Source organism: Brevundimonas vesicularis, assembly GCF_044807075.1.
Taxonomy (GTDB): domain Bacteria; phylum Pseudomonadota; class Alphaproteobacteria; order Caulobacterales; family Caulobacteraceae; genus Brevundimonas; species Brevundimonas vesicularis_G.
This window is the reverse complement of record NZ_CP085234.1, coordinates 1,881,956-1,907,451: the sequence shown is the minus strand read 5'-3', so window position 1 is coordinate 1,907,451 and position 25,496 is coordinate 1,881,956. Positions and strand designations below refer to the sequence as shown.

27 protein-coding genes are annotated in these 25,496 nt (G+C 66.7%); 13 read left to right on the top strand and 14 right to left on the bottom strand.

The features are described from left to right. The first annotated feature begins 66 nt into the window (after positions 1 to 66). A complete protein-coding gene (locus LG306_RS09520) occupies positions 67 to 678 on the top strand; it encodes a TIGR02466 family protein (protein WP_404413965.1) in 612 nt (203 codons plus the stop codon). Between the two features lie 35 nt (positions 679 to 713). Here the strand turns inward: LG306_RS09520 and LG306_RS09515 are convergent, their stop codons facing one another. Together LG306_RS09515 and LG306_RS09510 are read right to left on the bottom strand one after the other, a co-directional pair. Beyond that, positions 714 to 1,613 carry an enoyl-CoA hydratase-related protein gene (locus LG306_RS09515; protein ID WP_404413963.1) on the bottom strand — a complete coding sequence of 300 codons (900 nt, stop codon included), beginning with the start codon at positions 1,611 to 1,613 and terminating at the stop codon, positions 714 to 716. Positions 1,614 to 1,663: 50 nt separating this feature from the next. Next, the gene (locus tag LG306_RS09510) at positions 1,664 to 3,256 is read right to left on the bottom strand and encodes a carboxyl transferase domain-containing protein (protein ID WP_404413961.1); all 1,593 of its coding nucleotides are present in this window, start codon (positions 3,254 to 3,256) and stop codon (positions 1,664 to 1,666) included. Between the two features lie 285 nt (positions 3,257 to 3,541). Between LG306_RS09510 and rpsF the strand changes: the two genes are divergently transcribed. The 7 genes from rpsF (at position 3,542) to alr (ending at position 10,822) form a co-directional block, all read left to right on the top strand. Further along, entirely contained in the window at positions 3,542 to 3,928 is a 387-nt protein-coding gene (rpsF, locus tag LG306_RS09505) for a 30S ribosomal protein S6 (RefSeq protein WP_026108635.1), read from the top strand. A gap of 12 nt (positions 3,929 to 3,940) precedes the next feature. Beyond that, positions 3,941 to 4,219 carry a 30S ribosomal protein S18 gene (gene rpsR / locus LG306_RS09500; protein WP_008259463.1) on the top strand — a complete coding sequence of 93 codons (279 nt, stop codon included), beginning with the start codon at positions 3,941 to 3,943 and terminating at the stop codon, positions 4,217 to 4,219. A 1-nt stretch (position 4,220) separates the two neighbouring features. Then, positions 4,221 to 4,805, top strand: coding sequence for a 50S ribosomal protein L9 (gene rplI / locus LG306_RS09495; protein WP_017506581.1), 585 nt, complete (start codon positions 4,221 to 4,223; stop codon positions 4,803 to 4,805). Between the two features lie 380 nt (positions 4,806 to 5,185). Beyond that, complete coding sequence (locus tag LG306_RS09490) at positions 5,186 to 7,609, top strand: TonB-dependent receptor plug domain-containing protein (RefSeq protein ID WP_404413959.1); 2,424 nt, start codon at positions 5,186 to 5,188, stop codon at positions 7,607 to 7,609. A 160-nt stretch (positions 7,610 to 7,769) separates the two neighbouring features. Beyond that, positions 7,770 to 8,135 carry a hypothetical protein gene (locus LG306_RS09485; protein ID WP_017506578.1) on the top strand — a complete coding sequence of 122 codons (366 nt, stop codon included), beginning with the start codon at positions 7,770 to 7,772 and terminating at the stop codon, positions 8,133 to 8,135. A gap of 111 nt (positions 8,136 to 8,246) precedes the next feature. Then, positions 8,247 to 9,737, top strand: a complete 1,491-nt coding sequence (locus LG306_RS09480) for a replicative DNA helicase (RefSeq protein WP_055754947.1) — start codon at positions 8,247 to 8,249, stop codon at positions 9,735 to 9,737. 38 nt (positions 9,738 to 9,775) lie between these two features. Continuing rightward, a complete protein-coding gene (gene alr / locus LG306_RS09475) occupies positions 9,776 to 10,822 on the top strand; it encodes an alanine racemase (protein WP_404413956.1) in 1,047 nt (348 codons plus the stop codon). On the opposite strand, the gene LG306_RS09470 is transcribed toward alr, so the two are convergent. After that, positions 10,816 to 11,463 carry a Yip1 family protein gene (locus LG306_RS09470; protein WP_404413954.1) on the bottom strand — a complete coding sequence of 216 codons (648 nt, stop codon included), beginning with the start codon at positions 11,461 to 11,463 and terminating at the stop codon, positions 10,816 to 10,818. The two genes, alr and LG306_RS09470, sit on opposite strands and share 7 nt — an antisense overlap. Before the next feature lie 172 nt (positions 11,464 to 11,635). On the opposite strand from LG306_RS09470, the gene radA reads away from it, so the two are divergent. From radA to purF, 3 genes are read left to right on the top strand one after another with little or no spacing between them, the layout of a single operon-like run. Beyond that, positions 11,636 to 13,006 carry a DNA repair protein RadA gene (gene radA, locus LG306_RS09465; RefSeq protein WP_404413952.1) on the top strand — a complete coding sequence of 457 codons (1,371 nt, stop codon included), beginning with the start codon at positions 11,636 to 11,638 and terminating at the stop codon, positions 13,004 to 13,006. Positions 13,007 to 13,037: 31 nt separating this feature from the next. Beyond that, positions 13,038 to 13,634, top strand: coding sequence for a CvpA family protein (locus LG306_RS09460; RefSeq protein WP_404413950.1), 597 nt, complete (start codon positions 13,038 to 13,040; stop codon positions 13,632 to 13,634). A 27-nt stretch (positions 13,635 to 13,661) separates the two neighbouring features. Further along, positions 13,662 to 15,167: an amidophosphoribosyltransferase gene (gene purF / locus LG306_RS09455; protein WP_045810557.1), complete on the top strand. Its 1,506-nt coding sequence runs from the start codon at positions 13,662 to 13,664 to the stop codon at positions 15,165 to 15,167. 6 nt (positions 15,168 to 15,173) lie between these two features. Here the strand turns inward: purF and LG306_RS09450 are convergent, their stop codons facing one another. Together LG306_RS09450 and LG306_RS09445 are read right to left on the bottom strand one after the other, a co-directional pair. Then, positions 15,174 to 15,461 (bottom strand): type II toxin-antitoxin system RelE/ParE family toxin, encoded by a 288-nt coding sequence (locus LG306_RS09450; RefSeq protein WP_404413948.1) that lies wholly within the window; start codon positions 15,459 to 15,461, stop codon positions 15,174 to 15,176. Next, positions 15,461 to 15,712: a CopG family ribbon-helix-helix protein gene (locus LG306_RS09445; RefSeq protein ID WP_404413946.1), complete on the bottom strand. Its 252-nt coding sequence runs from the start codon at positions 15,710 to 15,712 to the stop codon at positions 15,461 to 15,463. The genes LG306_RS09450 and LG306_RS09445 overlap by 1 nt, the downstream gene beginning before the upstream one ends. Positions 15,713 to 15,788: 76 nt before the next feature. Between LG306_RS09445 and LG306_RS09440 the strand changes: the two genes are divergently transcribed. Next, positions 15,789 to 16,544, top strand: coding sequence for an SDR family NAD(P)-dependent oxidoreductase (locus LG306_RS09440; RefSeq protein WP_404413945.1), 756 nt, complete (start codon positions 15,789 to 15,791; stop codon positions 16,542 to 16,544). A 7-nt stretch (positions 16,545 to 16,551) separates the two neighbouring features. On the opposite strand, the gene LG306_RS09435 is transcribed toward LG306_RS09440, so the two are convergent. After that, positions 16,552 to 17,439: an oxidoreductase gene (locus LG306_RS09435; RefSeq protein ID WP_404413943.1), complete on the bottom strand. Its 888-nt coding sequence runs from the start codon at positions 17,437 to 17,439 to the stop codon at positions 16,552 to 16,554. Positions 17,440 to 17,582: 143 nt separating this feature from the next. Here LG306_RS09435 and LG306_RS09430 point away from each other — a divergent pair, with 143 nt between their 5' ends. Further along, positions 17,583 to 18,461, top strand: a complete 879-nt coding sequence (locus tag LG306_RS09430) for an AraC family transcriptional regulator N-terminal domain-containing protein (protein WP_404413941.1) — start codon at positions 17,583 to 17,585, stop codon at positions 18,459 to 18,461. A gap of 12 nt (positions 18,462 to 18,473) precedes the next feature. Here the strand turns inward: LG306_RS09430 and LG306_RS09425 are convergent, their stop codons facing one another. The 8 genes from LG306_RS09425 to LG306_RS09390 all read right to left on the bottom strand — a co-directional run bounded on the left by LG306_RS09425 (position 18,474) and on the right by LG306_RS09390 (position 25,478). Beyond that, on the bottom strand, positions 18,474 to 19,100 hold the full coding sequence (locus LG306_RS09425; protein WP_404413939.1) for a methyltransferase family protein: 627 nt from the start codon (positions 19,098 to 19,100) through the stop codon (positions 18,474 to 18,476). Positions 19,101 to 19,202: 102 nt separating this feature from the next. Then, complete coding sequence (locus tag LG306_RS09420) at positions 19,203 to 19,664, bottom strand: NUDIX hydrolase (RefSeq protein ID WP_404413937.1); 462 nt, start codon at positions 19,662 to 19,664, stop codon at positions 19,203 to 19,205. A 4-nt stretch (positions 19,665 to 19,668) separates the two neighbouring features. Beyond that, positions 19,669 to 21,288 (bottom strand): ribosome biogenesis GTPase Der, encoded by a 1,620-nt coding sequence (der, locus tag LG306_RS09415; RefSeq protein ID WP_404413935.1) that lies wholly within the window; start codon positions 21,286 to 21,288, stop codon positions 19,669 to 19,671. A gap of 31 nt (positions 21,289 to 21,319) precedes the next feature. Then, positions 21,320 to 22,702: a PQQ-binding-like beta-propeller repeat protein gene (locus LG306_RS09410; protein WP_404413933.1), complete on the bottom strand. Its 1,383-nt coding sequence runs from the start codon at positions 22,700 to 22,702 to the stop codon at positions 21,320 to 21,322. Between the two features lie 26 nt (positions 22,703 to 22,728). Further along, positions 22,729 to 23,529, bottom strand: coding sequence for a tetratricopeptide repeat protein (locus LG306_RS09405; RefSeq protein WP_404413931.1), 801 nt, complete (start codon positions 23,527 to 23,529; stop codon positions 22,729 to 22,731). Between the two features lie 79 nt (positions 23,530 to 23,608). Further along, positions 23,609 to 24,445 carry a 3-methyl-2-oxobutanoate hydroxymethyltransferase gene (panB, locus tag LG306_RS09400; RefSeq protein ID WP_404413929.1) on the bottom strand — a complete coding sequence of 279 codons (837 nt, stop codon included), beginning with the start codon at positions 24,443 to 24,445 and terminating at the stop codon, positions 23,609 to 23,611. A gap of 69 nt (positions 24,446 to 24,514) precedes the next feature. Beyond that, positions 24,515 to 24,931, bottom strand: coding sequence for a hypothetical protein (locus LG306_RS09395; RefSeq protein WP_112862236.1), 417 nt, complete (start codon positions 24,929 to 24,931; stop codon positions 24,515 to 24,517). Beyond that, on the bottom strand, positions 24,921 to 25,478 hold the full coding sequence (locus LG306_RS09390; protein WP_404413927.1) for an RNA polymerase sigma factor: 558 nt from the start codon (positions 25,476 to 25,478) through the stop codon (positions 24,921 to 24,923). Before LG306_RS09390 ends, LG306_RS09395 begins: the two co-directional genes overlap by 11 nt. Between the last annotated feature and the right edge of the window lie 18 nt (positions 25,479 to 25,496).

Genomic DNA, 25,496 nt, shown 5'->3' with positions numbered 1-25,496 from the left:
TGCGCATCAGGCGAGAGGCAGAGCACGACCCTTCTCACGCGACGCAGCAGGCGTTAAGCCCCCTCCATGTCCTTGCGCCCCCTCTTCGTCACCCAGGTCTATGAAGCCTCCCTTGCCGCCGGCCGCGGCTGGTCCGACTTCAGCGCACAGCTGATCGACGTCATCCGGATGATGGCCGAGGAGGACGAGGCTGGCCGCCGGTGGTGCAAGGCCAACGCCTATCGCGGCTACACCTCATACGGATCGCTGAACGACCTGCCCCAACGCTTCCCGGAGTTCGCCGAGCTGAAGCGCCATCTGGATCGCCATGCCGTCGCCTACGCCAAGGCGCTGAACTTCGACCTGGCCCGCAAACCCCGCCTCGACAATCTGTGGGTCAACATCCTGAAGCCCGGCGGCGGCCATACGGGTCATATTCACCCGCACGCCTTCCTGTCGGGCACCGTCTATATCGACGTGCCAGACGGCGCCTCATCGCTGAAGCTGGAGGATCCCCGCCTGCCCTTCATGATGGCCCGCCCGTCGGTGACGGAAGACGCGACCGAGGCCGAGCGGCCCTTCGTCTATCTGCAGCCTCAGGCAGGCACGGTTCTGATGTGGGAAAGCTGGCTGCGCCACGAAGTGCCGACTAACCTGGCCAAGGCCGACCGGATTTCGATCAGCTTCAACTACGCGTGAAATCGGCCGCCGTTTCCGGCGGCCGATCAGCGCAATCAGACCGTCCAACTGGCCTTGCGCTTTTCCAGGAAGGCGGCGACGCCCTCGCGGCCTTCGTCCGATACGCGGGCGCGGGCGATGCGTTTGGCGGTTTCGTCCATCAGACCGTTGTCGATCTTGTGGTGGGCAATGTCGTTGACCAGTCGCTTGGCCTCGCCCATCGCGCCCGGCGCATTGTTGGTCAGGCTGTCGCTCAGCATCGAGATGAACTCGTCCACCGATCCCTCGGGCAGGACCAGGTCGATCAGGCCGGCATGGGCTGCGTAGTCGGCGTCGAAGGCGTTGGCGGTAAGGAACAGCTGGCGGGCGCGGCGCGCGCCGACAGCCTCGATCACATAGGGGGCGATGGTCGCGGGGATCAGACCCAGCTTCACCTCGGAGAAGGCGAAGCGCGCCCCCTCGACCGCCACGGCCATGTCGCAGGCGGCGACGATGCCCGCTCCGCCGCCCATGGCGTTGCCCTCGACCACCGCCACCGTCAGGGCGGGAATGTCGTGCAGGGCCTTCAGCATTTTCGCCAGGCCCATGGCGTCATCGCGGTTGTCGCTCTCGGACCAGCTGGCGGCGTCGCGCATCCAGTTCAGATCGGCCCCGGCGCTGAAGGTGCCGCCCGCCCCCCGAATGAAGACGGCCCGCACCCGGTCCGCGCCGTGCAGCGTTTCGAACGCCTCGTGCAGGGCCGCGATGGTCGCCGCGTCGAAGGCGTTCTTCTTGGCCGGACGGTTGATGGTGACGAAGACGACGCCGTCGGTGGTCGAATCGATCTGCACCAGATCATCGTCGGCGTCCGGCGCCGCATCGGGCACCAGCGGCTGGGCGATGCTGTTGATCTCGGCCGCCTCGGCGTCGGTGACGTCCAGGGCGTTGAGGTCGGCTTCGGTCGGTTGATCGGCCATGGGGGTCTCCAAACTGCGTGTCCGCTCACAACGAGGCGCGGACCAATAGGTTACATCCGGAACAGGCCGAACGTCGTCTCCGGGATCGGGGCATTCAGGCTGGCGCTGATGGCCAGGCCCAGCACATCGCGCGTCTGGGCCGGGTCGATGACGCCGTCGTCCCACAGGCGGGCGGTGGCGTAATAGGGATTGCCCTCGTCCTCATACTTCTGGCGGATCGGCGCCTTGAAGGCCTCGGCGTCGTCCGCGCTCCAGGTCTCGGCGTCGCGGTGCACGGTGGCCAGGACGCTGGCGGCCTGCTCGCCGCCCATGACCCCGATCCGGCTGTTAGGCCAGGTGAACAAGAATCGCGGCGAATAGGCCCGGCCGCACATGCCGTAGTTTCCAGCTCCGAAACTGCCGCCGATCAGGACGGTGAACTTGGGCACCTCGGCCGAGGCGACAGCCGTGACCAGCTTGGCGCCGTCCTTGGCGATGCCGCCCGCCTCATATTTGCCGCCGACCATGAAGCCCGAGATGTTCTGCAGGAACAGCAGCGGAATCTTGCGCTTGCAGGCCAGTTCGATGAAGTGCGCGCCCTTCTGGGCGCTTTCGGAAAAGATGACGCCGTTGTTGGCCAGGATGGCGACCGGATAGCCCCAGATGCGCGCGAACCCGCACACCAGGGTCGAGCCGTACAGACTCTTGAACTCGTCGAACTCCGACCCGTCCACCAGCCGGGCGATGACCTCGCGCACATCATAGGGGGCGCGGACGTCTTCCGGGATCAGGCCGTACAGCTCCTCCGCGTCGAAGGCCGGCGCGCGCGGTTCGCGCACATCCATCTCGACGGCCTTGGTCGTGTTCAGGTTGGCGACGATGGAGCGCACGATCTCCAGCGCGTGCTCATCGTTCTCGGCGACATGATCGACCACGCCCGAGCGACGACCGTGGGTCTCCGCCCCGCCCAGCTCCTCCGCCGAGATGACCTCGCCCGTCGCCGCCTTCACCAACGGCGGCCCGGCCAGGAAGATGGCCCCCTGGTTCCTGACGATGATCGTCTCGTCCGACATGGCCGGCACATAGGCCCCTCCGGCGGTGGACAGGCCCATGACGCAGGCGATCTGGGCGATGCCCTTCTCGCTCATCCGGGCCTGGTTGAAGAAGATGCGGCCGAAATGGTCGCGGTCGGGAAACACCTCGGCCTGGTGCGGCAGGTTGGCCCCGCCGCTGTCGACCAGATAGACGCACGGCAGGCGGTTCTGCTCGGCGATCTCCTGGGCGCGCAGATGCTTCTTCACCGTCATGGGGAAGTAGGCGCCGCCCTTCACCGTCGGATCATTGCAGACGATCATGACCTCGCGGCCCGAAACCCGGCCGATGCCCGCGATGACGCCCGCCGCCGGGGCCTCGCCGTCATACATGTCGTGTGCAGCCAGTTGCCCGATCTCCAGGAAGGGCGAGCCGGGATCCAGCAGGCGCTCGACCCGGTCGCGCGGCAACAGTTTGCCGCGAGCGACGTGACGCTCGCGGGACTTGTCAGACCCGCCGCGCGCGGCCTTTGCCACATGGTCGCGCAACTCGGCGACCAAGGCGCTGTTGTGCGCGTGCAGGGACTTGTATTTTTGGCTTTGCGGATCGACCGCGGACGTCAGCTTCGGCATGGGGCTGGTTTAGGGGGGCTTGGTGAAAAGTGCTAGTGAGCGAGACGTGAGCTGACGAGCGCGGTGAAGGCTCACCTCTTGCTCACTAGCACTTTTGACCCCGACGCCCCGCCGTCCTTGCCAGTTCCCGCCTTTTCGCCTATAGGCCCCGCCTTTCCAGGGCTTCGGTCCTGTCGCGGAGCACCAAAGGGTTGGACGTTCGGTCCGGCCGCCGCGCCAGGAGCCATCGTGGAGACCGACTTACCCGGTCGTTTCCGCGCCGACGCCCACAAGGGAGACTACCGCATGGCTCTTTACGAGCACACGGTCATGACGCGCCAGGATATCTCGGCGCAACAGGCCGAAGCGCTGAATGACACCATCAAGGATCTGATCGTCGCCGGTGGCGGCTCGGTCGCCAAGATCGAATACTGGGGTCTGCGCAACCTGACCTACCGCGTGAAGAAGAACCGCAAGGCTCACTATTCGCTGCTGGCCGTCGACGCCCCTCCGGCCGCCATGGCCGAAGTCGAGCGTCAGCTGTCGATCAACGAAGACGTGCTGCGCTGGCTGACCGTCCGTGTCGAGGAACTCGACCTGGAACTGTCGCCGCTGCTGGCCCGCCGCGAGCGTGAACGCGAGCGTGAGCGCGAGCGCACTCCGCGCGACGACGCCGCCGCCGACGCCGAATAAGGAATCCGGAACATGACCGATACCACCGCCCCGACCCCGGGCGCACCGGCGGGCTCCGGCGCCGCCGGCCGCCGCCCCTTCTATCGTCGCCGCAAGGTCTGCCCGTTCTCGGGCGCCAATGCGCCGAAGATCGACTACAAGGACGTCAAGCTGCTTCAGCGTTACGTCTCCGAACGCGGCAAGATCGTGCCTTCGCGCATCACCGCCGTCTCCCAGAAGAAGCAGCGTGAACTGGCCAAGGCCATCAAGCGCGCTCGCTATCTGGCCCTCCTGCCTTACGTGGTGAAGTGAGATGAAGGTCGTTCTGCTGGAACGCGTCGATAACCTCGGCGCCATCGGCGACGTCGTCACTGTCAAGGACGGCTTCGCTCGCAACTTCCTTCTGCCGCGCGACAAGGCGCGCCGGGCCACCGCCGCCAACCTGAAGGCGTTCGAACTCGACCGCGCCGCCATCGAGCAGCGCAACGAGAAGAACAAGGCCGACGCACAGAAGGTCGCCGACAAGATCGACGGCCAGACCTACGTCATGATCCGTCAGGCCGGTGAAACCGGTCACCTGTACGGTTCGGTCGCCGGTCGCGACGTCGCCGAGGCCATCCAGGCCGAAGGCGGCAAGGTCGAGCGCTCGCAGGTCGTCCTGAATACGGCGATCAAGAGCCTGGGCGTCCACGAAGTGCCGGTTCGCCTGCACGCCGAGGTCCGCGCCACGGTCAAGATCAACATCGCCCGCTCGATGGACGAGGCCGAGCGCCAAGCCAAGGGCGAGGACGTGATCCGCAGCCAGTTCGACGATGAGCGCCAAGCCGCCGAGCAATCGGCCCAGGAGCTGATCGAAGGCGGCGCGGGTCAACAAGAAGGCTTCGGCGACGAAGCCTGATCCGACCGGATCCTGAAAGACATCAAGGGCGCGTCTCGCAAGGGACGCGCCCTTTTTGCTGCGCGGGAGACGACAGCCAACCGCATGGCTGATCAATCCGTAGATTTTCTATAGATCCACGGCAGAAAACATGGCGGCGGCGCGCGATTGACCCGCCGCATCTTCGCCCTGATATCGCCATGACCGCTGGACCTCCCCGTCCTCTGGTCGGAGATGGTGATAATGATCTTGTCAGGCCCAATGGCTGTTAGGCGCGTTGTCGCGCGATGTTGCGGCTGAGACCGCAAGACACCTTGAACTTCAGATCGACTTCAAAGCCCGTTGCGATCAGCGGCGTCGATGCGCGCTCGCGCCAAAAACAGACTTTAGGAAATCTCTAAATGCGCTCTCCTTCCCAATGGGCCGCCGCACCGGCCCTGCTCGCCACCGTCTCGACCTTCGCCCTGCTGACCGCCGCCCCGGCCTTTGCTCAAAGCGCCGAACCCGTCGCCGGTGAGGCGGCGCAGGTGGACGACATTGTCGTGACCGGCACGCGGGTCCAGAACCGGTCGCGCCTCGACACCCTGGCGCCGGTCGATGTCGTGACGTCCGAGGCGTTGCAGACGCGCGGCACGACCGAGTTCGCCACCGCCCTGGCCCAGGCCGTGCCGTCGCTGACCTTCCAGCGGCCGTCGGCCAACGATGGTTCGGACTCGATCCGCCCGATCACCTTGCGCGGCCTGTCGCCGGATCAGACGCTGGTGCTGGTCAACGGCACGCGTCGCCATGCCTCGGCCCTGGTCAACGTCAACGGCGTGGTGGGGCGCGGGTCGGCCGCCGTTGATCTGAACACCGTTCCGACCGGCGCTCTGGACCGGGTCGAGGTGCTGCGCGACGGCGCCTCGGCCCAATACGGCTCGGACGCCATCGCAGGCGTGGTGAACCTGCGGCTGAAGGAGGCCTCCAGCGGCGGCGGCACCAGCGTGACCTACGGCCAGTATTTCACCACGGTGAAGACCGCGCGCGGTGAACGTGACGAGACCGACGGCGGCACCGTCACGGCCTCGGCCTGGCAAGGGTTTTCACTGGGCGACGACGGCTTTTTGACCCTGTCGGCGGAGTATCTGAATCGCGAGTCGACCAATCGCTCGGACTATGATCCCCGCGCGGCGGCGAACGGAGCGATCACCGCTCGCTTCGGCGACCCTGACGTGGAGCAATGGACCGTCTTCGCCAACGCCGGCAAGGGTTTGGGCAACGGCTGGGAGGCCTATGGCTGGGCCGGCTATCAGGACCGCGACAGCGAAGGCGCCGCCTTCCCTCGCCTGTCCGACAACGTCAACAATGTCGTCTCTATCTACCCGAACGGCTTCCTGCCGAAGGTCGCCATCAATTCGAAGGACGCCTCGCTGGCCGGCGGCCTGCGCGGCGAACTGGCGGGCTGGAACACGGACATCAGCCTGACCTACGGCCGCAACGCCCTGGACTTCCGCACCGAGGATTCGCTGAACTCCACCTACGGCGCGACTTCGCAGACCAGCTTCGATTCCGGCAGCCTGATCTACGACCAGTTGGTGCTGGGCGCCGACTTCAGCCGTGAGTTCGAGGTCGGTCTGTCCGGCGGCCCGCTGAACTTCGCCTGGGGCCTGGAGCAGCGCTGGGAAAACTACAAGATCGAGGCCGGCCAGCCCGAGAGCTACAACCGCGGCCCCTTGGGCGCCAATACCGCCCTGACCGGCGGCGCCCAAGGCTTCGTCGGCTTCCAGCCCTCAAACGCCGTCGATGTCGATCGCGACAACTTCGCCGCCTGCGCCGATGTTGAAATTCCCCTCACCGACAAGCTGCGCGTCGAGGGCGCCGTGCGGTTCGAGGACTATTCCGATTTCGGCGACACCCAGACGGGCAAGCTGTCGGCCCGCTATGACTTCACCCCCAGCTTCGCCCTGCGCGGTTCGGTCTCGACCGCCTTCCGCGCGCCGTCGTTGCAGCAGTCGTATTTCACCTCCACCGCCTCGGTGATCCAGAACGGCGCCGTGGTCGAAACCGGCACCTTCCCGGCCACCAGCGCGGTCGCAGCGGCTCTTGGCGCGCGTCCGCTGAAGGCCGAGACCTCGACCAACTATTCGCTGGGGGCCGTGGTGCGACTGGGGCGGTTCGACCTGACGGTCGACGCCTACAAGATCGACATCGACGATCAGATCGTTCTGTCGGAGTTGATCAACCGGACGTTCTCGGGCCAGGTCGCCGGCCTGCTGGATCCGCAAGGCGTCCAGGCCGCGCGCTTCTTCCTGAACGGGGTCTCGACCTCCACCAAAGGCGTGGACGTCGTCGGACGCTATCGCCTGCCGACCGATACGCTCGGCGACTTTGTTTTCACCGTCGCGGCCAACTTCAACGATGTGTCGGTCGACCGCGTGCCGACGTCCTCGTCGGTTCTGAACCCGGTGCCGCCCCTGTTCGCCCGCCAACGCATCCTGACTATCGAAGACGGCACGCCCGATACCAAGGTCTCGGCGTCGGCGGACTGGAGCCGGGACAAGTGGGGCGCCACGGTTCGCGCCACCTACTATGGCGACGTGCTGCAACCGGGATCGACGGCGGCGAATGACTACAGCACCGGGGCCAAGACGGTCGTGGATCTGGAAGGCCGTTTCCAGTTGACCGAGCGCGTCGGCGTGGCGATCGGCGTGGACAATGTGTTCGACGAATACCCGGACTTCGTGCCGGCGTCGCTGAACTCCAACGGCGTTCTGGGCTTCCCCTACTATTCGCCCTTCGGCTTCAACGGTCGTTACGGCTATGCGCGTCTCAGCCTGAAATGGTGAGGTCGGGTTGATCGCCGGCGAGGCAGGGGCGCTCTTCAGAGCGCCCTTTTCCTTGTTTGCATTACGAAACCTTCAGCTTGACCATTCCGCTTCGCCCCAGTTGCGACACATATCGCCGTTCAATCTGAGCGCTGCCAGAGGGCGCTTTGGAGGAGACGAGATGAAGACCAGATCAATCGCTGCCGGCGTCCTGGCGCTCTCGCTTTTCGCCGGCGCCGCCAGCGCCATGACGGTTCAGGAATTCCTGACCACCGCCAACGCAATTCCTCAGAACCCCACCGCCCTGCTGCGCTCGGACACCCGGCGCCTGATGGCCGAGTTCCGGGGCGCCGTTCGCACCGTCCGCGCCGAACAGACCCAGGCCAAGGCGGCCGGCCGTCAGCCCGCGACCTGCATGCCGGACAAGGTCGGCTTTTCGCCCAACGCCATACTGGGCCATTTCAACGCCGTCCCGCAAAGCCGTCGCAACATCAGCGTGACCCAGGCCGTCCGCGAATGGATGGCCCACGACTATCCCTGCGCCTGACGCGCGCCGATTGAGGAATTTCGGTTCGTCCCCAAGGCGGGACGATCTGTCCACGGTCCAGGCGGCGTCCGCGTCTGACGCAGGGGCGTGAGAGGGCTAAAGCGTTAATCGATGAACGCCTTCGCCCCCATGCCCTTTTCGTCGTCTCCGCTGGACTCCGGCGGCGTCAGTTCGATGCCGCACAATCTGGAGGCCGAGCAGGCGCTGCTGGGCTCGCTGATGTTCGACAACGCCGTGTTCGAGCGGTTGAACGACCGGCTGCGCGGCTCGCACTTCTACGAACCCTTCCACCAGCGGCTGTTCGACGCGATCGAGGACCATATCCGCCAAGGCTTGCTGGCCGAGCCCACCATTCTGATGGAGCGGTTCAAGCAGGATCCGGCGTTCCAGGAGTTCGGGGGCCTGCGCTATCTCGCCGATCTGGTCGACCGCGCGCCGCCCGCCGCCAACGCGCCAGACTACGCCCGCGTCGTCTATGACCTGGCGCTGCGCCGCGACCTGATCCGCATCGGCGGCGACATGATCAAGGAGGCGCCCAATCCGGAGACGCCCGCCGACGAGCAGATCGAACAGGCCGAACAGACCCTGTATTCGCTGGCCGAGACAGGCAAGCCCTCTTCCGGTTTCGTCAGCTTCTCCAACGCCTTGTCCGGCGCCGTTCAGATGGCGGCCGAAGCGTATCAGCGCGAAGGCAAGCTGGCCGGCCTCGCCACCGGCCTGAACGATCTGGATCGCAAACTGGGCGGTCTGCACCCGTCCGATCTGCTGATCCTCGCCGGCCGTCCGTCGATGGGTAAGACGGCGTTGGCGACCAACATGGCCTTCAACGTGGCGCGCGCCTATCAGTGGGAGCCGACGCCGGAGGGCCGCAAGACCGTCAACGGCGGCGTCGTTGCCTTCTATTCGCTGGAAATGAGCGCCGAACAGCTGGCGATGCGTATTCTGGCCGACGCGTCCGGCGTTTCGTCGGACAAGCTGCGCAAGGGCGAGATCGACGCCACCGACTTCGGCAAGTTGCGTGACGCGGCGGTCGAGATCGGCGAAAGCCCCCTCTACATCGACGCCACCGGCGGCCTGTCCATCTCCAAGCTGGCCGCGCGCGCGCGTCGCTTGAAGCGGATGGAACATGGGCTGGACCTGATCATCGTCGATTATTTGCAGCTGGTCACGACGGGCAACAGCGGGGGCCAGAAGAACCGCGTGCAGGAGGTGTCCGAAATCACCGGCGGTCTGAAAGCCCTGGCCAAGGAGTTGTCGGTGCCGATCATCGCCCTGTCGCAGCTGTCGCGTCAGGTCGAGCAGCGCGACGACAAGCGCCCGCAGCTGTCGGACCTTCGCGAATCCGGCTCGATCGAGCAGGACGCCGACTGCGTGATGTTCGTCTATCGCGAGAGCTACTACTTGGGCCGCGCCGAGCCGCGCGAGGGGACCGAGGAACACCTGCAATGGCAGCAGGACATGGATCGCCTGCAAGGCCAGGCCGAGGTCGTCATCGGCAAGCAGCGCCACGGCCCGATCGGCATCGTCAAACTGGCCTTCGACGCCGACACCGTCCGCTTCGGTAACCTGGCGCACGGCTATGAGGAAGTCAGCTACGAGTAGCCTCTTCCATCGGCGTGGTGTTGGCGCATAAGGACGCCATGACCGTATCGACCCCCGCCTTCCTCTCCGTCGATCTGAACGCCCTGGCGCGGAACTACCACACGCTGGGGGCCGTCAGCGGCCAGCCGGTGCATCCGGTGGTCAAGGCGGACGGTTATGGGCTGGGCGCCCAGGCCGTGGCGACACGGCTCATGGCCGAGGGGGCGCGGACCTTCTTCGTGGCGCGGGCGGCGGAGGGCGTGCGGCTGCGCGCGGCCTTGGGCGCCGACGGTCCCGTCATCTATGTGCTCGACGGCTGCCACGGCGACGATGCGGCGATGCTGAAGGCGTCGGACCTGCGGCCCGTGCTGAACCATCCCGCACAGATTCAGGCTTGGCAGGCGGCGGGCGGCGGAACCTGCGGCCTGCAGATCGACACCGGCATGAATCGGTTGGGCATTCGACCCGAGGACGCGCCCGAGGCTTTCGAAGGCCTGGCCCTGGTCCTGACCCACCTCGCCTGCGCCGACGAGCCGGCAAATCCGATGAACCGGCGCCAGCGCGACGCCTTCGCGGACGTGCTGGATCGCTATCCGGGCGTGATCCGGTCGTTCGCCAACTCCAGCGGCTGTTTCCTGGGCCCGGACTTCGCCTTCGATACCGTGCGCCCGGGCATCTGTCTTTACGGCGGCGGACCGGAGGGGCGGCCCGACCCCCGGATCGCACCCGTGGCGACCCTGACGGCCGAGGTGCTTCAGGTTCGCGACGTGCCGGCCAGCGAGAGCGTCGGCTATTCGCGCGGCTATATCGCCGAACGCCCGATCAAGGTCGCCACCGTGGCGGCCGGCTATGCGGATGGATTGCTGCGATCCTATTCGCCCAAGGGGGCGGTCTGGATCGCCAACGAGACCCGCCCGCTGCTGGGTCGGGTCTCGATGGATGTCTGCGCGGTGGACATCACCGGCCTGGATGTCGCGGTCGGCGATCCGGTCGAACTGTTCGGTCCCAACCGCCTGTTGGACGACGCCGCGGCCGCGGCGGGGACCATCAGCTATGAGTTGCTGACCTCGATCACCCCCCGCGTGCCGCGCGTCTATTCTCAGTAGCCGGCGCCCATTCCGGCGAGACCGGCCATGCCGACCGATGCGGCAACGAAGCTCATCGAAATGGCTCCGACGATCGCCGAGATGACGAAATACATCACGACACCGGCGATCACCGTCACGATGAAATAGCCGACCTTCTTGTCTTCCGGCACCTTCATCAGGATCGGCAGGCCGACGAACAGCAGATAGAAGCTGTACAGGCCCAGGATGGCCAGGATGCCCAGCATCGGGATCAGGCCGAACACGCCCGCCAGCCAAGTGGCGGTCCAGGAATAGACGGCCAGTTTCATGGCCTGAACCTTATTGGGCGTCCCGCCGAAGTTCGGCGCCAGCGCATTGATGATCAGTCCCAGCAGGAAGACCCCCAACAGGGACATGCCGTAGCTGACGAGCGCCACAACGATCGCGCCGACGATCGACAGCTTCATGCCCATGATCGGCATCAACTGACCGCCGAGCAGCGAACAGACCGGGCCGATCGCCGCCAGGATCATCGCATAGCGGGTGAACAGGCTTTTGGTCGTGGCGAACTCGCCGTCGATCTTCAGCCATTCAGACTTGGGTTGCAGCAGTATGCCCTTGACCCGCGCGACCAGGGCCGGATCGACAGCGGGTTGGGAGTGGGTCGTCGGATCGGTCATGGCAGGCCTCGGCGAGAGAAGATGGGCGGATGTTGACGTTGCGTCGCTTCAAGAAGCAAGGGTGTGCGACACATTCTCAATCCTTCAATATGGCAAAGGTTGCGCATGCGACCGAAACTGTCGTGAGCCGAGGCCATGTCCGGCGCGACCGTTCGATCTGCTAAGGAAGCCCATGGCTCGCGATTCCGCCCTCTACGTCTGTCAGTCCTGCGGTTCGGTCCACAGCAAGTGGTCGGGCCAGTGCGGCTCCTGCGGCCAGTGGAACACCTTGAGCGAGGAAAGCCGCTCGGCTCCGCCGGGCGCAATCAAGCCGTCCGCGGCGGCTTCGGCCCGAACGCGCGGCATACAGTTCGAAACGCTTCAGTCCGACACGCCCGAGCCGCCGCGCATCACGACGGGCGTGGCCGAGTTCGACCGCGTCTGCGGCGGCGGCGTGGTGCCCGGCTCGGCCATCCTGCTCAGCGGCGATCCGGGCGTCGGCAAGTCGACCCTGTTGCTGGAGGTCGCAGCCAAGGCGGCCCTGCGGGGATCGCGCGTGGCCTACATCTCGGGCGAGGAAGCCGTCGAGCAGATCCGCGCCCGCTCTAAGCGGATGGGCCTGGCCGACGCGCCGGTCAATCTGGCGGCCGCGACGGCGCTGCGCGACATCCTGGGCACGCTGAAGCGCGAGAAGTTCGACATCGTCATCGTCGATTCGATCCAGACCCTGTGGTCCGATGTGCACGAGAGCGGCCCCGGCTCGATCACCCAGGTCCGGGCCTGCGCCGGCGAGATGGTGCGTCTGGCCAAGTCGCAGGGCGTCGCGGTGGTCCTGGTCGGCCACGTCACCAAGGACGGCCAGGTCGCCGGTCCCCGCGTCGTCGAACACTTGGTCGACGCCGTCATGACCTTCGAAGGCGAGCGCGGCTATCCGTTCCGCATCCTGCGCGCCGGCAAGAACCGCTTTGGCGCCACCGACGAGATCGGCGTGTTCGAAATGGGCGACGCCGGCCTGCGCGAGGTCGCCAACCCCTCCGCCCTCTTCCTCGGCGAGGGCAAGGAGCGCGCGCCGGGCGCCGCCGTCTTCGCCGGGATCGAGGGCTCGCGGCCGGTGCTGGTCGAGATGCAGGCCCTGGTGTCCAAGTCCGCCTACGGCACCCCGCGCCGCGCCGTGATCGGCTGGGAAACGGGGCGTCTGGCCATGGTGCTCGCCGTGCTGGAGGCCCGCTGCGGCTTCGGCTTTGGCGATCAGGACGTCTATCTGAATGTCGCCGGGGGCTTACGCATCAACGAACCGGCAGCGGACCTCGCGGCGGCGGCGGCCCTGATCAGCTCGGCGACCGGCGTGTCCCTGCCCCAGGGCTGCGTCGTCTTCGGCGAAATCGGCCTGTCGGGCGAGGTTCGCAGCGTCGGCCGCGCCGAGGCCCGCCTGCGCGAGGCGCAAAAACTGGGCTTCGATCAGGTGCTCAGCCCGACTTTGACCGCCAAGACCAAAGGGGTGAAGGTGACATCCGTCACGCGCCTGACGGATGTGGTCGAACGAATCTCGCAGAACCGCTATTAAACCCTCGTAGCAACCGCAGGATCCCCCACGCGTGACCGGATACGACGTCTTCGCCATCGTGGTGATCCTGTTTTCCGTCGCCGCCGGCTGGGTGCGCGGCGGTGTGCGCGAAGTCATTACGCTGCTCAGCGCGACCCTGGCGGCCCTTGTCGCTCTGATCGCCCTGCCCTGGACCGCCGGCGTCACGCGCGCCTTCGTCGATCCCGAATGGGCCGGGTCGATCCTGGCCGCCGTCCTGACCTTCTTCGTCGTCTATTTCGGCCTGCGCCTGGTCGGCTCGATGATGTCCAAGAGCGCCAAGGACCATCCGCACCTCGGCGTCATCGACCGCATCTTCGGCCTGTTCATCGGCGGCGTCCGCGCGCTGGTCCTGATCGGCGCGGTGCATCTGGTCATCGTCGCGGCTTTGCCGGGCGAGCGCACGCCGCTGTGGCTCGCAAACGCGGCCCTCTATCCGGTCAGCGCCATGGGCGCGCGGATGATCCAGATCGTACTGCCCAGCATCGGACGCGGCGCCGACGCCATCACGCCTGTCGTGGATTCGTCCGTACGCCGGGGGTTTTCCGACGAGGAAGCCTTGCCCCCGACGCAATCACAGCCTAACTCGCCGCGCGAAGCCGCCCGTTAAGTTCCCCCCGGTCATCGGAGCCCCACGATGCGCCACCATATCGCCGATCCCGTCGTTCACCGCGAGCACTGGCGCGAGCCGGAGGATGACCAGCTCCGTCTGGAATGCGGCGTCTGCGGCGTCTGGGGCGCGGACGAGGACGAAGGCTCTTCCGTCGTCGCCCTGGGTCTTCACGCCCTTCAGCATCGCGGCCAGGAAGCCTGCGGCATCGCCAGCGTCAAGGACGAGCGCTTCTACACCGAACGGCACCAGGGCCTGGTGGGCGAAGCCTTCGGCGGCGCCGACCTGATGACGCGGATGCCCGGCCGCGCGGCTGTGGGCCACACCCGCTACTCTACAGCCGGCGGCAGCTTCCTGCGCAACATCCAGCCGATGTTCGCCGATCTGGACCAGGGCGGCATCGCCATCGCCCACAACGGCAACCTGACCAACTTCAAATTCCTGCACGCCCAGCTGGTCAGCGAAGGCGCCATCTTCCAGTCGACCTCGGATTCCGAAGTCATCCTCCACCTGATCGCGCGCAGCCGCAAAGCCAAGATCGTCGATCGCTTCACTGACGCCCTTGCCCGGATCGAGGGCGGTTACGCCCTGGTGGCCCAGACCCGCACCAAGATGATCGGCGCGCGCGACCCGCTTGGCATTCGCCCGCTGGTGCTTGGCCAGTTGGGCGACGGCTGGGTTCTGGCCTCCGAGACCTGCGCCCTGGACATGATGGGCGCCACCTTCGTGCGCGATGTCGAACACGGCGAGATCGTCGTCATCGACGACAGCGGCCTGCGCTCGCTCAAGCCCTTCCCCGCCCGCGCGGCGCGTCCCTGCCTGTTCGAGTACGTCTATTTCTCACGCCCGGATTCGGTCGTGAACGGCCGCTCCGTCTATGAGGTGCGCAAGGAGATGGGTCGCGGCCTCGCCCGCGAACTGGGCGTCGAGGCCGACATCGTCGTGCCCGTGCCCGATTCCGGCGTTCCGGCCGCCCTCGGCTACGCCCAGGAAAGCGGCATCCCCTACGAAATGGGCATCATCCGCAGCCACTATCTGGGCCGCACCTTCATCCAGCCCAGCCAAGGCGCCCGTCAGAAGGGCGTGCGTATGAAGCACAGCCCCAACAAGTCGGCCCTGGCCGGCAAGCGCGTGGTGCTGATCGACGATTCCATCGTGCGCGGCACGACCTCGCTGAAACTGGTCCGCGCCGTGCGCGCCGCCGGCGCCACCGAGGTCCACCTGCGCTCGGCCAGCCCGCAGATTCTGTTCCCCGACTTCTACGGCATCGACATGCCCGAGCGCGCCCAGCTGCTGGCCGCCAACAAGACGCTGGAAGAAATGCGCGACATGCTGGAGGTCGATTCGCTCGGCTTCCTGTCCATCGACGGCCTGTACCGCGCCATGGGCGAGACCGGCCGCAACGCCGCCGCCCCGCAGTTCACCGACCACTATTTCACCGGCGACTACCCTACCCGCCTCTTGGATCGTGAGATCGAGGAAGGCGGACGCGAGTTCGGCGCCAAACAGCTGTCCTTGCTGGTCAGCGCCTGACGACCATCACTCGCGGTCTTGTGCCGTGTGGAAGAGGCGGACGATCTGAACCTGACCGCCTTCGGCGTCGTCCGCTAGGGCATAGACGATCAGATACGGCGCGCCCGTAACCAGCTTCTCGTAGGTGTCAGGTTGTTTGCCCGGCCGGCCTATCGGTCTTCGCGCCAGCTTTTCGGTCGCCTCGATGATGCGGGCTTCGATCTTCTGCGCGGCGGGCAGATTACGCTGGGCCAGATAGTCAATGGCGTGGGTCAGTTCCAGCAGCGCGCGCCCTGACCAGACGACCGTGCGCATCAGGGCTCGTATTTTGCGATGGTCTCGCGAATCTGCCGCATGGCCTCTTCGTGCGGGACCACATTGCCTGTTCGGAAATCTTCGAGACCTTCCTCGACGGCCGTCATCATTTCCAGCTCTCGTTCAACGTAGCCAGCGATGGCGCGTTCGGCGAGAAAGGATTGGGTGCGCTGGGTTTTCTCGGCAAGCAGCCCCAGCCGCTCTTTCAGTGTTTCACTCATGCGGACAGTGACGGTCGTGCTGGCAGCCATGACAGAGTGCTCCTGTACACATCTGCTTACAGCTTAACACATTGACCCGCCGCGTCGCCACCCCTACCACCCGAACATGACCGACGCCCTGCCCCTGAACGACCGTATCGCCCTCGTCGTCGGCGCCTCGCGCGGCATCGGTTATGAGAGCGCTCTGGCCCTGGCCAAGGCCGGCGCCCACGTCATTGCGACGGCGCGCACCCAGGGCGGTCTGGAAGAGCTGGACGACGCCATCTTCGCCGCCACCGGCCGCCATGCGACCCTGATTCCGTTCGATCTGGTGGATGGCGGGGCCATCGACCGGCTCGGCGGCGCCATCTTCGAACGGTTCAAGAAGCTGGACATCTGGGTCCACTGCGCCGCCACCATGGGCCCCTCGGGCCTGACGCCGGTGTCGCACGCCGACCCGCGCGAGTTCGCCAAGGTCGAAAAGACCAACTTCACCGCCGTCTATCGTCTGATCCGCTCGCTGGAGCCGCTGCTGCGCGCCTCCGACGCCGGCCGCGCCATCCACTTCACCACCAGCGTCGCCAGCGCGCCCAAGGCCTTCTGGGGTATGTACGCCGCGACCAAGGCCGGCGCCGAGGCCTTGGTGAAGGCCTGGGCCGACGAGATCGAGAGCACGCCCGTGCGCGTCAGCATCGTGGATCCCGGCCGCATGCGCACCGCCATGCGCGCCCAGGCTTATCCGGGCGAAGATCCATCCGTCCTGCCCCACCCCTCGGAAATCGGCCCTCTGGTGGTCGATCTGGCCCGCCCCGGCGCCACGCCCCCGCTGGCGATCCGCTTCCGCGATTGGGCGGCCGGACCGACGACCGAAGCGCTGGTCTAGGCCGGGATCAGCCCCAGGCGCCGCCTAGCCTTGGCTCTTCGCGGAAGGTGAAATCGCCGTCGGTTGAGGCTGAAAGCTCGCGCCAGGCCTCCAGTTCGGCCCTCAGGCTGTCCGCCTTCATCTCGACCACGCCGATGGCGTCCGTGCCCGCAGACCATCGCACCGGCGGGTTTTCCGCATTCGCCAAGACGACCAGGGCCTGACCCAGCTTCGCGGGATCGCCCGCCTGATTATGGCTGCGCGCGTCATAGAAGGCGCGGATGGCGCGCGATGCTTCGGCATAGTCGGCGATGGGATTATCGCCGTATCGGATCGACGAGGCGTCGAGGAAGTCGGTGCGGAAGAAGCCCGGCTCGACGATGGTCAGGCGCACGCCGAACGGACGCACTTCTTGCGCGACGGACTCGCTGAAGCCCTCGACCGCGAACTTGGACGCGCAATAGATCGCGCCGCTCTCACCGCCCATCAGACCGCCGATGGACGAGATGTTGAAGACATGGCCCGACCTCTGCGCGCGCATGATCGGCAGCACCGCGCGCGTCATGTCGAACAGACCGAAGACATTGGTGTCGAACTGGGTGCGCGCATCCTGGGCGCTGGTCTCCTCGAAGATGCCGAGGTGCCCATAGCCGGCATTATTCACCAGAACGTCGAGGCGGCCGAACCGCGCCATGGCCGCCTCGACGGCGGCGGCGATGGCGGCCGTGTCGGTGACGTCCAACGTCAGGCTCAAGACCGTGTCGCTATCCGGTCCGAACGCCTTGATCAGGGCGTCGCGGTTTCGACCGGCGACGACGACGCGATCGCCCGCGTCCAGCGCCGCGCGGGCGATCCCGGCGCCCAGACCACGCGCCGCACCGGTGACGAGCCAGGTCTTTTGGTTGGTTGTTGTCATGGAAATCTCCTCTGCCTGACCAGATGGAGAAGACGCGATTTCAGGCGCCCGGCGTTAGAATGATCCGGGCGAAGACTTGCACGATCCTGTCAAACCGCCCGAACCCGCTTGCGAATAGCTTACGACCGGCGCTGAATGCCGCCATGAGCCTCTTGCCCGAAATGACCGACATCGTTGCGCGTCACGCGCCGCCTGATCTGTCGCGATCGGCCGTGCCGGGTCTTCGGCTGTATGGCAGCGACGCGCAGACCCGGCTGGTCCCCGTCGCCTATGACCCCATGCTGTGCCTGGTTGTGTGCGGCGCCAAACAGACGATCCTGGGCGAGACCGTCTATTCCTATCGGGCCGGCGATTGCCTGGTGGTCTCCGCCGAGCTGCCGGTGTGCGGGAGCATCATCGAAGCGCCGTACCGGGCACTCAGCTTCGACCTCGACCCCGCCGCCATCGCCGGCCTGATGCTGGAGATCGACGCTCCTGCCCCCTCGGATCAGCCGCCCCCGACCGGCATCCATGTGGCTTCGTTGGAGGACGAACTGCTGGAGCCCATGGCGCGCCTGCTGCGCCTTCTGGACCGGACCGAGGAGATCGCCGTCATGACGCCGATGATCGAACGCGAACTGATCTGGCGCCTGCTCCACAGCCGGCACGCCGCGACCGTGCGCCAGATCGGCTCGGCCGAAAGCCGCCTGTCAGGCGTCAGTCGCGCCATCAACTGGCTCCGCGCCCACTACGCCGAACCGGTCCGGTTGGAGACGTTGGCGGACATGGCGGGCATGAGCCTGTCGACGTTCCATCGCCATTTCCGCACCGTGACGACCATGAGCCCGTTGCAGTTCCACAAGCAGCTGCGGCTGCGCGAAGCCCGCGCCCGGCTGTTGACGGGCGTTGAGGGCGCGGCCGAGACCGGCTTCGCCGTCGGCTATGACAGCCCGTCCCAGTTCAGTCGCGAATACGCCCGCCAGTTCGGCCTGCCGCCGGGCAAAGACGCTGCACGCATGCGCGAAAGCCTGATGATGGTTTAACGCGACCGCCGCTCAAGGCAGGCGCGCCAGAACCCGCAGCCAGCCCTCGGCCTGCGCCAGATCGATCGCCTCGAACAGCGGGATGGCCAGCAGGAAGACTAGGCCGTCGCGGATCGTGGTCAGGAAGAAGGACGGCCGCACCGACAACTCAGCCTCGTCACGCCACAGGGCGAAGTTGGGCAAAAAGCGCGGCGTGCGCGCCTTGTAGGCCGCATAGTCCGCGCCGAAAGTCGCGCCCAGCCAGGCCTCTTCGCGGCGCACCGTCAGATAGAAGACCGCCAGCGACGCCAGGGTGAAAAGCACCGCCAGCGTCAGGCTTCCGCTCTGCGCGCCGACGCCGAACGCGCCGAAGAAGCTGAAGATATAAAGCGGGTTGCGGCTGATCGAATACGGCCCGCGCGAGACGATCTCGGCCTTCTTGCGCCCGCCGATATAGAGCGAGCACCAGGCGCGACCGACGATGGCGAAGACGATGGCGGCCAGACCGACGGCTTCGACGCCTTCATGCAGCGGACTGTCCAGCCCGCTGGCCGATTGGGACACCATGGTCAGACCCACCAAGGCCAGCAGGGCGGCGGCGACGGCCCCCTTGCGAATCTTCTGCACTGCCTGAAGGTCGAACACCTGGATCGTGGTCATGGAGCGCTCCGGATTGATCCGAAACCCAAGCGCCGCTTTCAGGGCATGATCAAGCAGTATGTTTGCGAGCGAAAATCGGTCTCGAAACGCCAGGGTGGCTGTTCAAAGGGCCGACAGAATATCGGCCAGTTCCGCGGGCCAGATCGTCTCTTTGGAATCGCGTATGTCTTCGAGGCTCCACCAGCGATGTTCGGTCAGAACCCTCTGCTCCTCGTCCGTCCAGCCCTTGGGTGACAGCACAAAGTCGTCGGTGCGCAGCAGGAAGAACCTCTGATCCACGTCCGCCATCCGGCCGTCAGGCAGGCGGAAGCTGACGCGGACCTGGGCGACCTGCGGGCCGGGATCGGTCACCACCAACCCGGTCTCTTCGAACAGTTCGCGGCGCGCGGCGTCCTCGTAGGTTTCGCCGGCCTCGCACCCGCCGCCGGGCGTCGCCCAGAAGGCCGTGCCGGCGAGCGGTCCTTCGGAAAACACGAAGTGAAACAGCAGCACCCGCTCCTGGCCGTCCAGGATCAGCCAACGCGAGGTGGGCCGGGCGGGAAGCGCGCTCTCGGCCTCGCTCACGCCGTCACTTCTTGGCGCCGCCCTTTTGGCCCGTGCGGATCCGGCCCGAACGCGACACCTGGCGGGCGCCGCCGCGCGCGCCCTTCTGGACCGCCACGGACGACCCGGCCTTCTTCGACGCGCTGGATTTCAACCCGCCCAGCACCTTGGGCTGGGCCTTGCGGGTCTTCTTCTGCTCCAGCGCCTTGCCGGGCAGTTTGGACAAGGCCTCTTCCTTCTCGGCCTTCTTGACGCGGCGCGGCGCGGTCTTGGCGTCGCCCTTGTAGCGTTCCGGCCCGGACTTGGCGCCGCCTTCGGCATAGGGGTTCACGCCGCTGGACTTGACGTTCAGACGGATCGGCGTGCCCGGCAGGTCGAAGCTCTCGCGGATCGAGTTGACCAGATAGCGCTTGTAATGCTCCGGCATCGACTCGGCGCGGTTGGCCATCAGCACGAAGGTCGGCGGGCGGGCCTTGGTCTGTGCGATGTATTTCGGCTTGATCCGCTTGCCGTCCACGGCGGGGGGCGGGTGACGCTGGGTCGCCATGGACAGCCAGTTGTTCAGGTCCTTGGTCTTCACCTTGACCGACCAGGTGTCATAGGCCTGAAGCACCGCCGGCATCAGCCGCTCGACGCCGCGGCCGCTGTGGGACGACAGGGCTACGAACGGCGAACCCTTCAGTTGCGGAAGCTTGTCCTCGGCCATGCCCTTCAGCTTGGCCATGCGGGACTGGGGCTCGTCTTCCAGATCCCACTTCGATGCGACATAGACCAAGGCGCGGCCCTCGCGCTCGACCAGATCGGCCAGCTGCAGATCCTGGGTGTCGAAGGCGTCATCCTTGTCCATCATCAGGATGACGACTTCGGCGAAGGTGATGGCGCGGATGGTGTCGGCGACCGACAGCTTCTCCAGCTTTTCCTGCACCCGCGCCTTGCGACGCATGCCGGCCGTATCGACCAGACGGATGTTCTTGCCCTCGAACTGCCAGTCGACCGAGATGGAGTCGCGGGTGATGCCCGCTTCCGGCCCGGTCAGCAGCCGGTCGTCGCCGATCAGGCGATTGATCAGCGTGGACTTGCCGGCGTTGGGCCGGCCGATGACGGCGATGCGGATCGGCTTGTCCGGCTCGTCGATCTCCTCGACGAAGATGTCCTGCGAGGCCGCGACGATGGCGGCGTACAGATCGGCCATACCCTCGCCGTGCTCGGCCGAGATGGCGACGGGTTCGCCAAAGCCCAGGGCGTGCGCCTCACCGACGCCGCCGCCGCTCTCGCGGCTCTCGGACTTGTTGGCCAACAGGATGATCGGCTTGTGCACCCGGCGCAGGCGCTCGGCGAAGATTCGGTCCAGCGACGTCACGCCCTCGCGGGCGTCCATCATGAACATGACCAGTTCGGCGTCGTCCAGCGCGGCCTCGGTCTGCTCGCGCATGCGGGCTTCCAGGCTGTCGTCGGTGACGTCCTCGTACCCCGCCGTGTCGATCAGCGTCAGGTCCATGTCGCCGATATTGCCGTCGGCGTAGCGCCGGTCGCGGGTCACGCCGGGGCGATCGTCGACGAGCGCCAGGCGCTTGCCGACGAGGCGGTTGAACAGTGTCGATTTGCCCACATTGGGGCGGCCGACGATGGCGACCTTCAGAGCCATGTCGGCCTTCTAGCTTAGTTCGGGCTGAAAATCAGCGGATGCAGATCAGTTGGCCGGTGTCAGTCAGCACATACAGCGCGCCATTATAGGCGGCGGGCGCGATATAGGCCGGCGCGCCCAGCTTCAGCGTCGTCTGCGCCACGCCGGTCTTCGGATCGAAGGCGACAGCTTCGCCAAACGAATTGACCATCACCAGACGGTTGGAGGCCAAGAGCGGTCCCGACCATTGCGGGCGGATGGTGCGACGGGCGAAGGTCAGGAAGCCGCCCTCGCGGCGCTCGCGGCCCTCGTTCAGTTCACGCGTCCAATAGATCTGGCCCGTGTCGCGGTTGGCCGTGATCAGCTGCCCCGACTTGGACACCACGAAGACGGCGTCGCCGACCGGCAGGGGCGCGTTCACGCCCGTCACCGGCAGTTGCCACTTCGGCTGACCCGAACGCAGGTCCAGCGCCGACATCACGCCCGAGTGGCTGACGCCATAGACCATGCCGCGGCTGATGACCGGACGGCCCGCCACCTCGCGAACCTCAGACAGAGCGCTGGTGCGGCTGGTGCGAGACAGGGTCTCTTCCCACACCGCCTGGCCGTTCAGGGCGCTCAGCGCGACCAGCTGGCCCGAGGCGAACGGGGCGACGACGGTCGTGCCGCTGACGGCGGGGCTGGAGGCGCGCATGACGCGCGCCGGCTCGGCGATGCCGCGATAGGTCCAGTCCTGGGCGCCGGTGTTGGCGTCGAAGGCGAACAACTGGCTGTCGACGTCCACGACGAAGACCCGGTTGCCCGAGACGGTCGGGGCGCCGTGGATCGGGGCGTCCACCTGCTGGGTCCAGACCACGGCGCCGGTGTTGGCGTCCAGCGCCGTCATCGAGCGATAGCCGGACGAGACGAAGACCTTGCCGCCGCCGACGGCGACGCCGCCGCCGAAGCCGCCGTTGCGGTCACGATCGGCGTTCTTGACGTTGGCCTTCCACAAGATCGCGCCGGTGTCGGCCGAAACCGCCGAAACGGTCGATTCGCCGTCCAGCACGAAGATCTTGCCGTCGGCGGCCACGATCGGGGCCATGACGTTGCCGACGTGAGCCGATCCCGAGCCGACGCCCCGCTTCCAGGCGATCTGGAAGTTCGGTGCCGCAATGACGTGCTCGACCAGGTTCTCGGACGTGCCGCCCGGCTGCGTCCAGGCCGTCACGGCCTGCGGACCCGGCAGGAAGAAGTCACGGCCCGACAGGGCGGCCGACGGCGACAGGCTCTGTTCGAACTCCAGCACCGAGATGCGCTGGCCCGCCGAGGCGGTCGCGCCGGCGTCTTCCTTGCCGCCGCCCAGACCGAACGGCAGGTTGCGGCGCACGGTGCCGCAGGACGCCATCGTTGCGGCGACGCCGCAGATCAGCGCGACTTTCAGAACTCGGTTCATCGGGGGCGTCCTGTAAGGGGTCGTCACTATTGGGCGGCCGGCGCGGCGGCGGGAGCAGCTGGGGCCGGAGAAGCCTGAGCCGGAGCAGCCTGGGCGGCCGAGGGCGTCATCGCGTTCGCAGCCCCGGCGGCCGGCGGCGTCGCCTTGGCGGCGGCGTCGACGATGGGCTTGATGGCGGCTGCGGTGCCGGCGTCGATGGATTCCACGGCGATCTGGGCGCGCTGACGGATCGAATCCGGCACGTCCTGACCCAGTTGCAGCAGCACGAAGGCCTCACGCGCTTCCTTGGTCTTGCCGTGTTGCAGGCGCGCCAGGGCCAGGGCTTCCTGGGCGAAGGCGTGCAGCGGGCGCTTGTCTTCGGCCAGCGGCGTCAGGCGCTTTTCGATCTCGGCCAGCGGCGCGGTGTCCATGATCAGGAAGGCGGCCTTCAGGGCGGGCGGGTCGGACAGGATCGGATCGCTGGACGCCTTGGCAGCTTCGTCGAACAGGCGAACCGCGTCCTGGAACTTGTTGGCGCTGACGGCCAGGCCGGCCTGCTGCTGCAGGGCCAGGACCTTGTAGGCGCCGTTGCCTTCCTTGATCGCTTCCTCAAAGGCGGCGCGGGCGTCCATCGGCTTGTCGGCGCGCAGGGCCTCCATGCCGCGATCATAGGCCTCGGCGGCCTTGGCGGCCTTGTTGGAGTTCAGGCTGTCCCAGCCCCACCAGCCCAGGGCGCCGATCAGGGCGACGACCAGCACCACGCCGAAAACGGGCAGCCAGGTCTTGGCCAGGCGCTTCAACTTGTCGGAGCGAAGCTCCTCCTCGACCTGCTCGAAGACATCAACCACTGAAACGTCGCCCCAAAATCGCGAAATGCAAACCGGCGCGGACCCTAGAAGGTCGGCTCCCCGCCCGCAACGTCGTCCGTTACTGCGAAGCCGGCTTTTTCGAGAAGTAGGTCTCGACTTCGGCAGGAAAACGGCGGGTTTTCACATCGCTGGCGAAAGCAGAGGCGGCGCGGTCGATCTCGGTGCGCAGATCGGCGTATTTGCGCACGAACTTCGGGGTCCAGTCGAACATGCCCAGCATGTCGTTGACCACCAGCACCTGACCGTCGCAGGCGGCCGAGGCGCCGATGCCGATGGTGGGCGCGTCGATCGTCTCGGTGATCTCGCGCGCCAGCGATTCGGCGACGCCCTCGATGACGATGCAGAAGGCGCCGGCCTCCGCGACGGCCCTGGCCTCGGCCAGCACCCGGTCGCGCTCGCTGTCGGTCCGGCCCTTGGCCTTGAACCCGCCTTCGGCCAGGATCGCCTGGGGGCGCAGGCCGACATGGCCCATGACCGGAATGCCGCGCTTGACCAGAAAGGCGACGATCTCGGCCATATCGATGCTGGTTTCCAGCTTCACCGCCTGGGCGCCCGTCTCCTTCATCACCCGCACGCAGTTGGCGTAGGCGACCTCCTTGCCGCCTTCGTAGGAGCCGAACGGCATATCCACGACCACCATGGCCCGTCTGGCGCCGCGCATGACGGCCTGCCCGTGCAGGATCATCATCTCCAGCGTCACGCCCACGGTATTGGGCAGGCCGTGAACCGCCATCCCCAGGCTGTCGCCGACCAACAGCACGTCGCAGTGCGGGTCCAGCAGGGCCGCCATCGGCGCGTCATAGGCCGTCAGGCAGACGATCGGCTCGCCGCCCTTGCGCCCTGCGATATCGGGCACGGTGATGCGTTTGACGCTCTCTTGGGTGTGGACGGACATCGCCGGGCCTCCTGACGTGAAGGCGTCAGATAGGCCCCTGCCCCGCCGGTGTCACCCTCGCTGCCGCGCTCATACGTCCTGCGACAGCTTCGCCACGCCCGCCGCCATCAGGGCGACCAGGGCCCCGGCGACGATCCAGAAGGCCATCATGCCCGAGCCGTTCATCACATCCAGCGATCCGACGCCCAGACCTTGCAGGCCCAATCCGTCCAGCCCCGATTGCGCCGCGCCCTGCGCCGTGGCGGCCGCCGCCCTGAGGCCTTGCGCCAGGGTCGTATCGCCGTCGGCGGTGAAGTTGATGTTCACCCCCTCGCGCACCGCCAGCACGCCGCCGATCAGTCCCGCCGCCGTCAGGGTCAGGGCGCGCCAGCGCGACCGCGTCTCCATGCGCGCCTTGACCGTCGCCAGGAACAGGGCCTCGTCCGGCAGGCTCGGCGCCTGGGCGAACAGCCTTTCGATCATCGGATCGAACTCGTCAGCCGACATGGACCGACCTCCCGCCTGAGCCGTGCGCCGGTTGAAGCCGCGCACGGAGTTTATCCAGACCACGTTTGACATGCGATTTCACCGTGCCAAGCGGCAAATTCATGGCTGCCGCGATTTCCGGATGCGACATCCCCGCGCCGTGGCACAGGGAGACGCAGACACGCTCGGTCTCGCTGAGCGTCTTCAACGCCTCGTCCAGGTCCATCAGACCGCCGTGATCGACAGCCACATCCGCCTGGTCGGCCTCGATCTCGGCGACATAACGCGCCTCCTTGGCCACCCGCTTCAGATACAGCCGCGCGGCGATCTTCTTGATCCAGCCCGCAAACGTCCCCTGCCCGCGGAACTCCGAACAGCGCTGGAACCCTTGCAGGAAGGCGTCCTGCGCCACGTCGTCGGACAGGGACGGCGTCGCCCCCATCCGGCGCAGCAGCCCCCGAACCGCCGACCCGTGCCGACGCACCAGCTCCCCATACTCCCGCCGACCGCCGGCCGCCGCCTGGGCGGCCAGCTCCACATCGTGGAAGTCGCGTAGAGACTTGCTCATCAGAGCTTCCCCCCGCCC

Bases quoted from the DNA above. Each gene is read 5' to 3' on its own strand.
- LG306_RS09520 (WP_404413965.1), top strand. From the start codon at position 67: ATGTCCTTGCGCCCCCTCTTCGTCACCCAGGTCTATGAAGCCTCCCTT.
- LG306_RS09515 (WP_404413963.1), bottom strand. From the start codon at position 1,613: ATGGCCGATCAACCGACCGAAGCCGACCTCAACGCCCTGGACGTCACC.
- LG306_RS09510 (WP_404413961.1), bottom strand. From the start codon at position 3,256: ATGCCGAAGCTGACGTCCGCGGTCGATCCGCAAAGCCAAAAATACAAG.
- rpsF (WP_026108635.1), top strand. From the start codon at position 3,542: ATGGCTCTTTACGAGCACACGGTCATGACGCGCCAGGATATCTCGGCG.
- rpsR (WP_008259463.1), top strand. From the start codon at position 3,941: ATGACCGATACCACCGCCCCGACCCCGGGCGCACCGGCGGGCTCCGGC.
- rplI (WP_017506581.1), top strand. From the start codon at position 4,221: ATGAAGGTCGTTCTGCTGGAACGCGTCGATAACCTCGGCGCCATCGGC.
- LG306_RS09490 (WP_404413959.1), top strand. From the start codon at position 5,186: ATGCGCTCTCCTTCCCAATGGGCCGCCGCACCGGCCCTGCTCGCCACC.
- LG306_RS09485 (WP_017506578.1), top strand. From the start codon at position 7,770: ATGAAGACCAGATCAATCGCTGCCGGCGTCCTGGCGCTCTCGCTTTTC.
- LG306_RS09480 (WP_055754947.1), top strand. From the start codon at position 8,247: ATGAACGCCTTCGCCCCCATGCCCTTTTCGTCGTCTCCGCTGGACTCC.
- alr (WP_404413956.1), top strand. From the start codon at position 9,776: ATGACCGTATCGACCCCCGCCTTCCTCTCCGTCGATCTGAACGCCCTG.
- LG306_RS09470 (WP_404413954.1), bottom strand. From the start codon at position 11,463: ATGACCGATCCGACGACCCACTCCCAACCCGCTGTCGATCCGGCCCTG.
- radA (WP_404413952.1), top strand. From the start codon at position 11,636: ATGGCTCGCGATTCCGCCCTCTACGTCTGTCAGTCCTGCGGTTCGGTC.
- purF (WP_045810557.1), top strand. From the start codon at position 13,662: ATGCGCCACCATATCGCCGATCCCGTCGTTCACCGCGAGCACTGGCGC.
- LG306_RS09450 (WP_404413948.1), bottom strand. From the start codon at position 15,461: ATGCGCACGGTCGTCTGGTCAGGGCGCGCGCTGCTGGAACTGACCCAC.
- LG306_RS09445 (WP_404413946.1), bottom strand. From the start codon at position 15,712: ATGGCTGCCAGCACGACCGTCACTGTCCGCATGAGTGAAACACTGAAA.
- LG306_RS09440 (WP_404413945.1), top strand. From the start codon at position 15,789: ATGACCGACGCCCTGCCCCTGAACGACCGTATCGCCCTCGTCGTCGGC.
- LG306_RS09435 (WP_404413943.1), bottom strand. From the start codon at position 17,439: ATGACAACAACCAACCAAAAGACCTGGCTCGTCACCGGTGCGGCGCGT.
- LG306_RS09430 (WP_404413941.1), top strand. From the start codon at position 17,583: ATGAGCCTCTTGCCCGAAATGACCGACATCGTTGCGCGTCACGCGCCG.
- LG306_RS09425 (WP_404413939.1), bottom strand. From the start codon at position 19,100: ATGACCACGATCCAGGTGTTCGACCTTCAGGCAGTGCAGAAGATTCGC.
- der (WP_404413935.1), bottom strand. From the start codon at position 21,288: ATGGCTCTGAAGGTCGCCATCGTCGGCCGCCCCAATGTGGGCAAATCG.
- LG306_RS09410 (WP_404413933.1), bottom strand. From the start codon at position 22,702: ATGAACCGAGTTCTGAAAGTCGCGCTGATCTGCGGCGTCGCCGCAACG.
- panB (WP_404413929.1), bottom strand. From the start codon at position 24,445: ATGTCCGTCCACACCCAAGAGAGCGTCAAACGCATCACCGTGCCCGAT.
- LG306_RS09395 (WP_112862236.1), bottom strand. From the start codon at position 24,931: ATGTCGGCTGACGAGTTCGATCCGATGATCGAAAGGCTGTTCGCCCAG.
- LG306_RS09390 (WP_404413927.1), bottom strand. From the start codon at position 25,478: ATGAGCAAGTCTCTACGCGACTTCCACGATGTGGAGCTGGCCGCCCAG.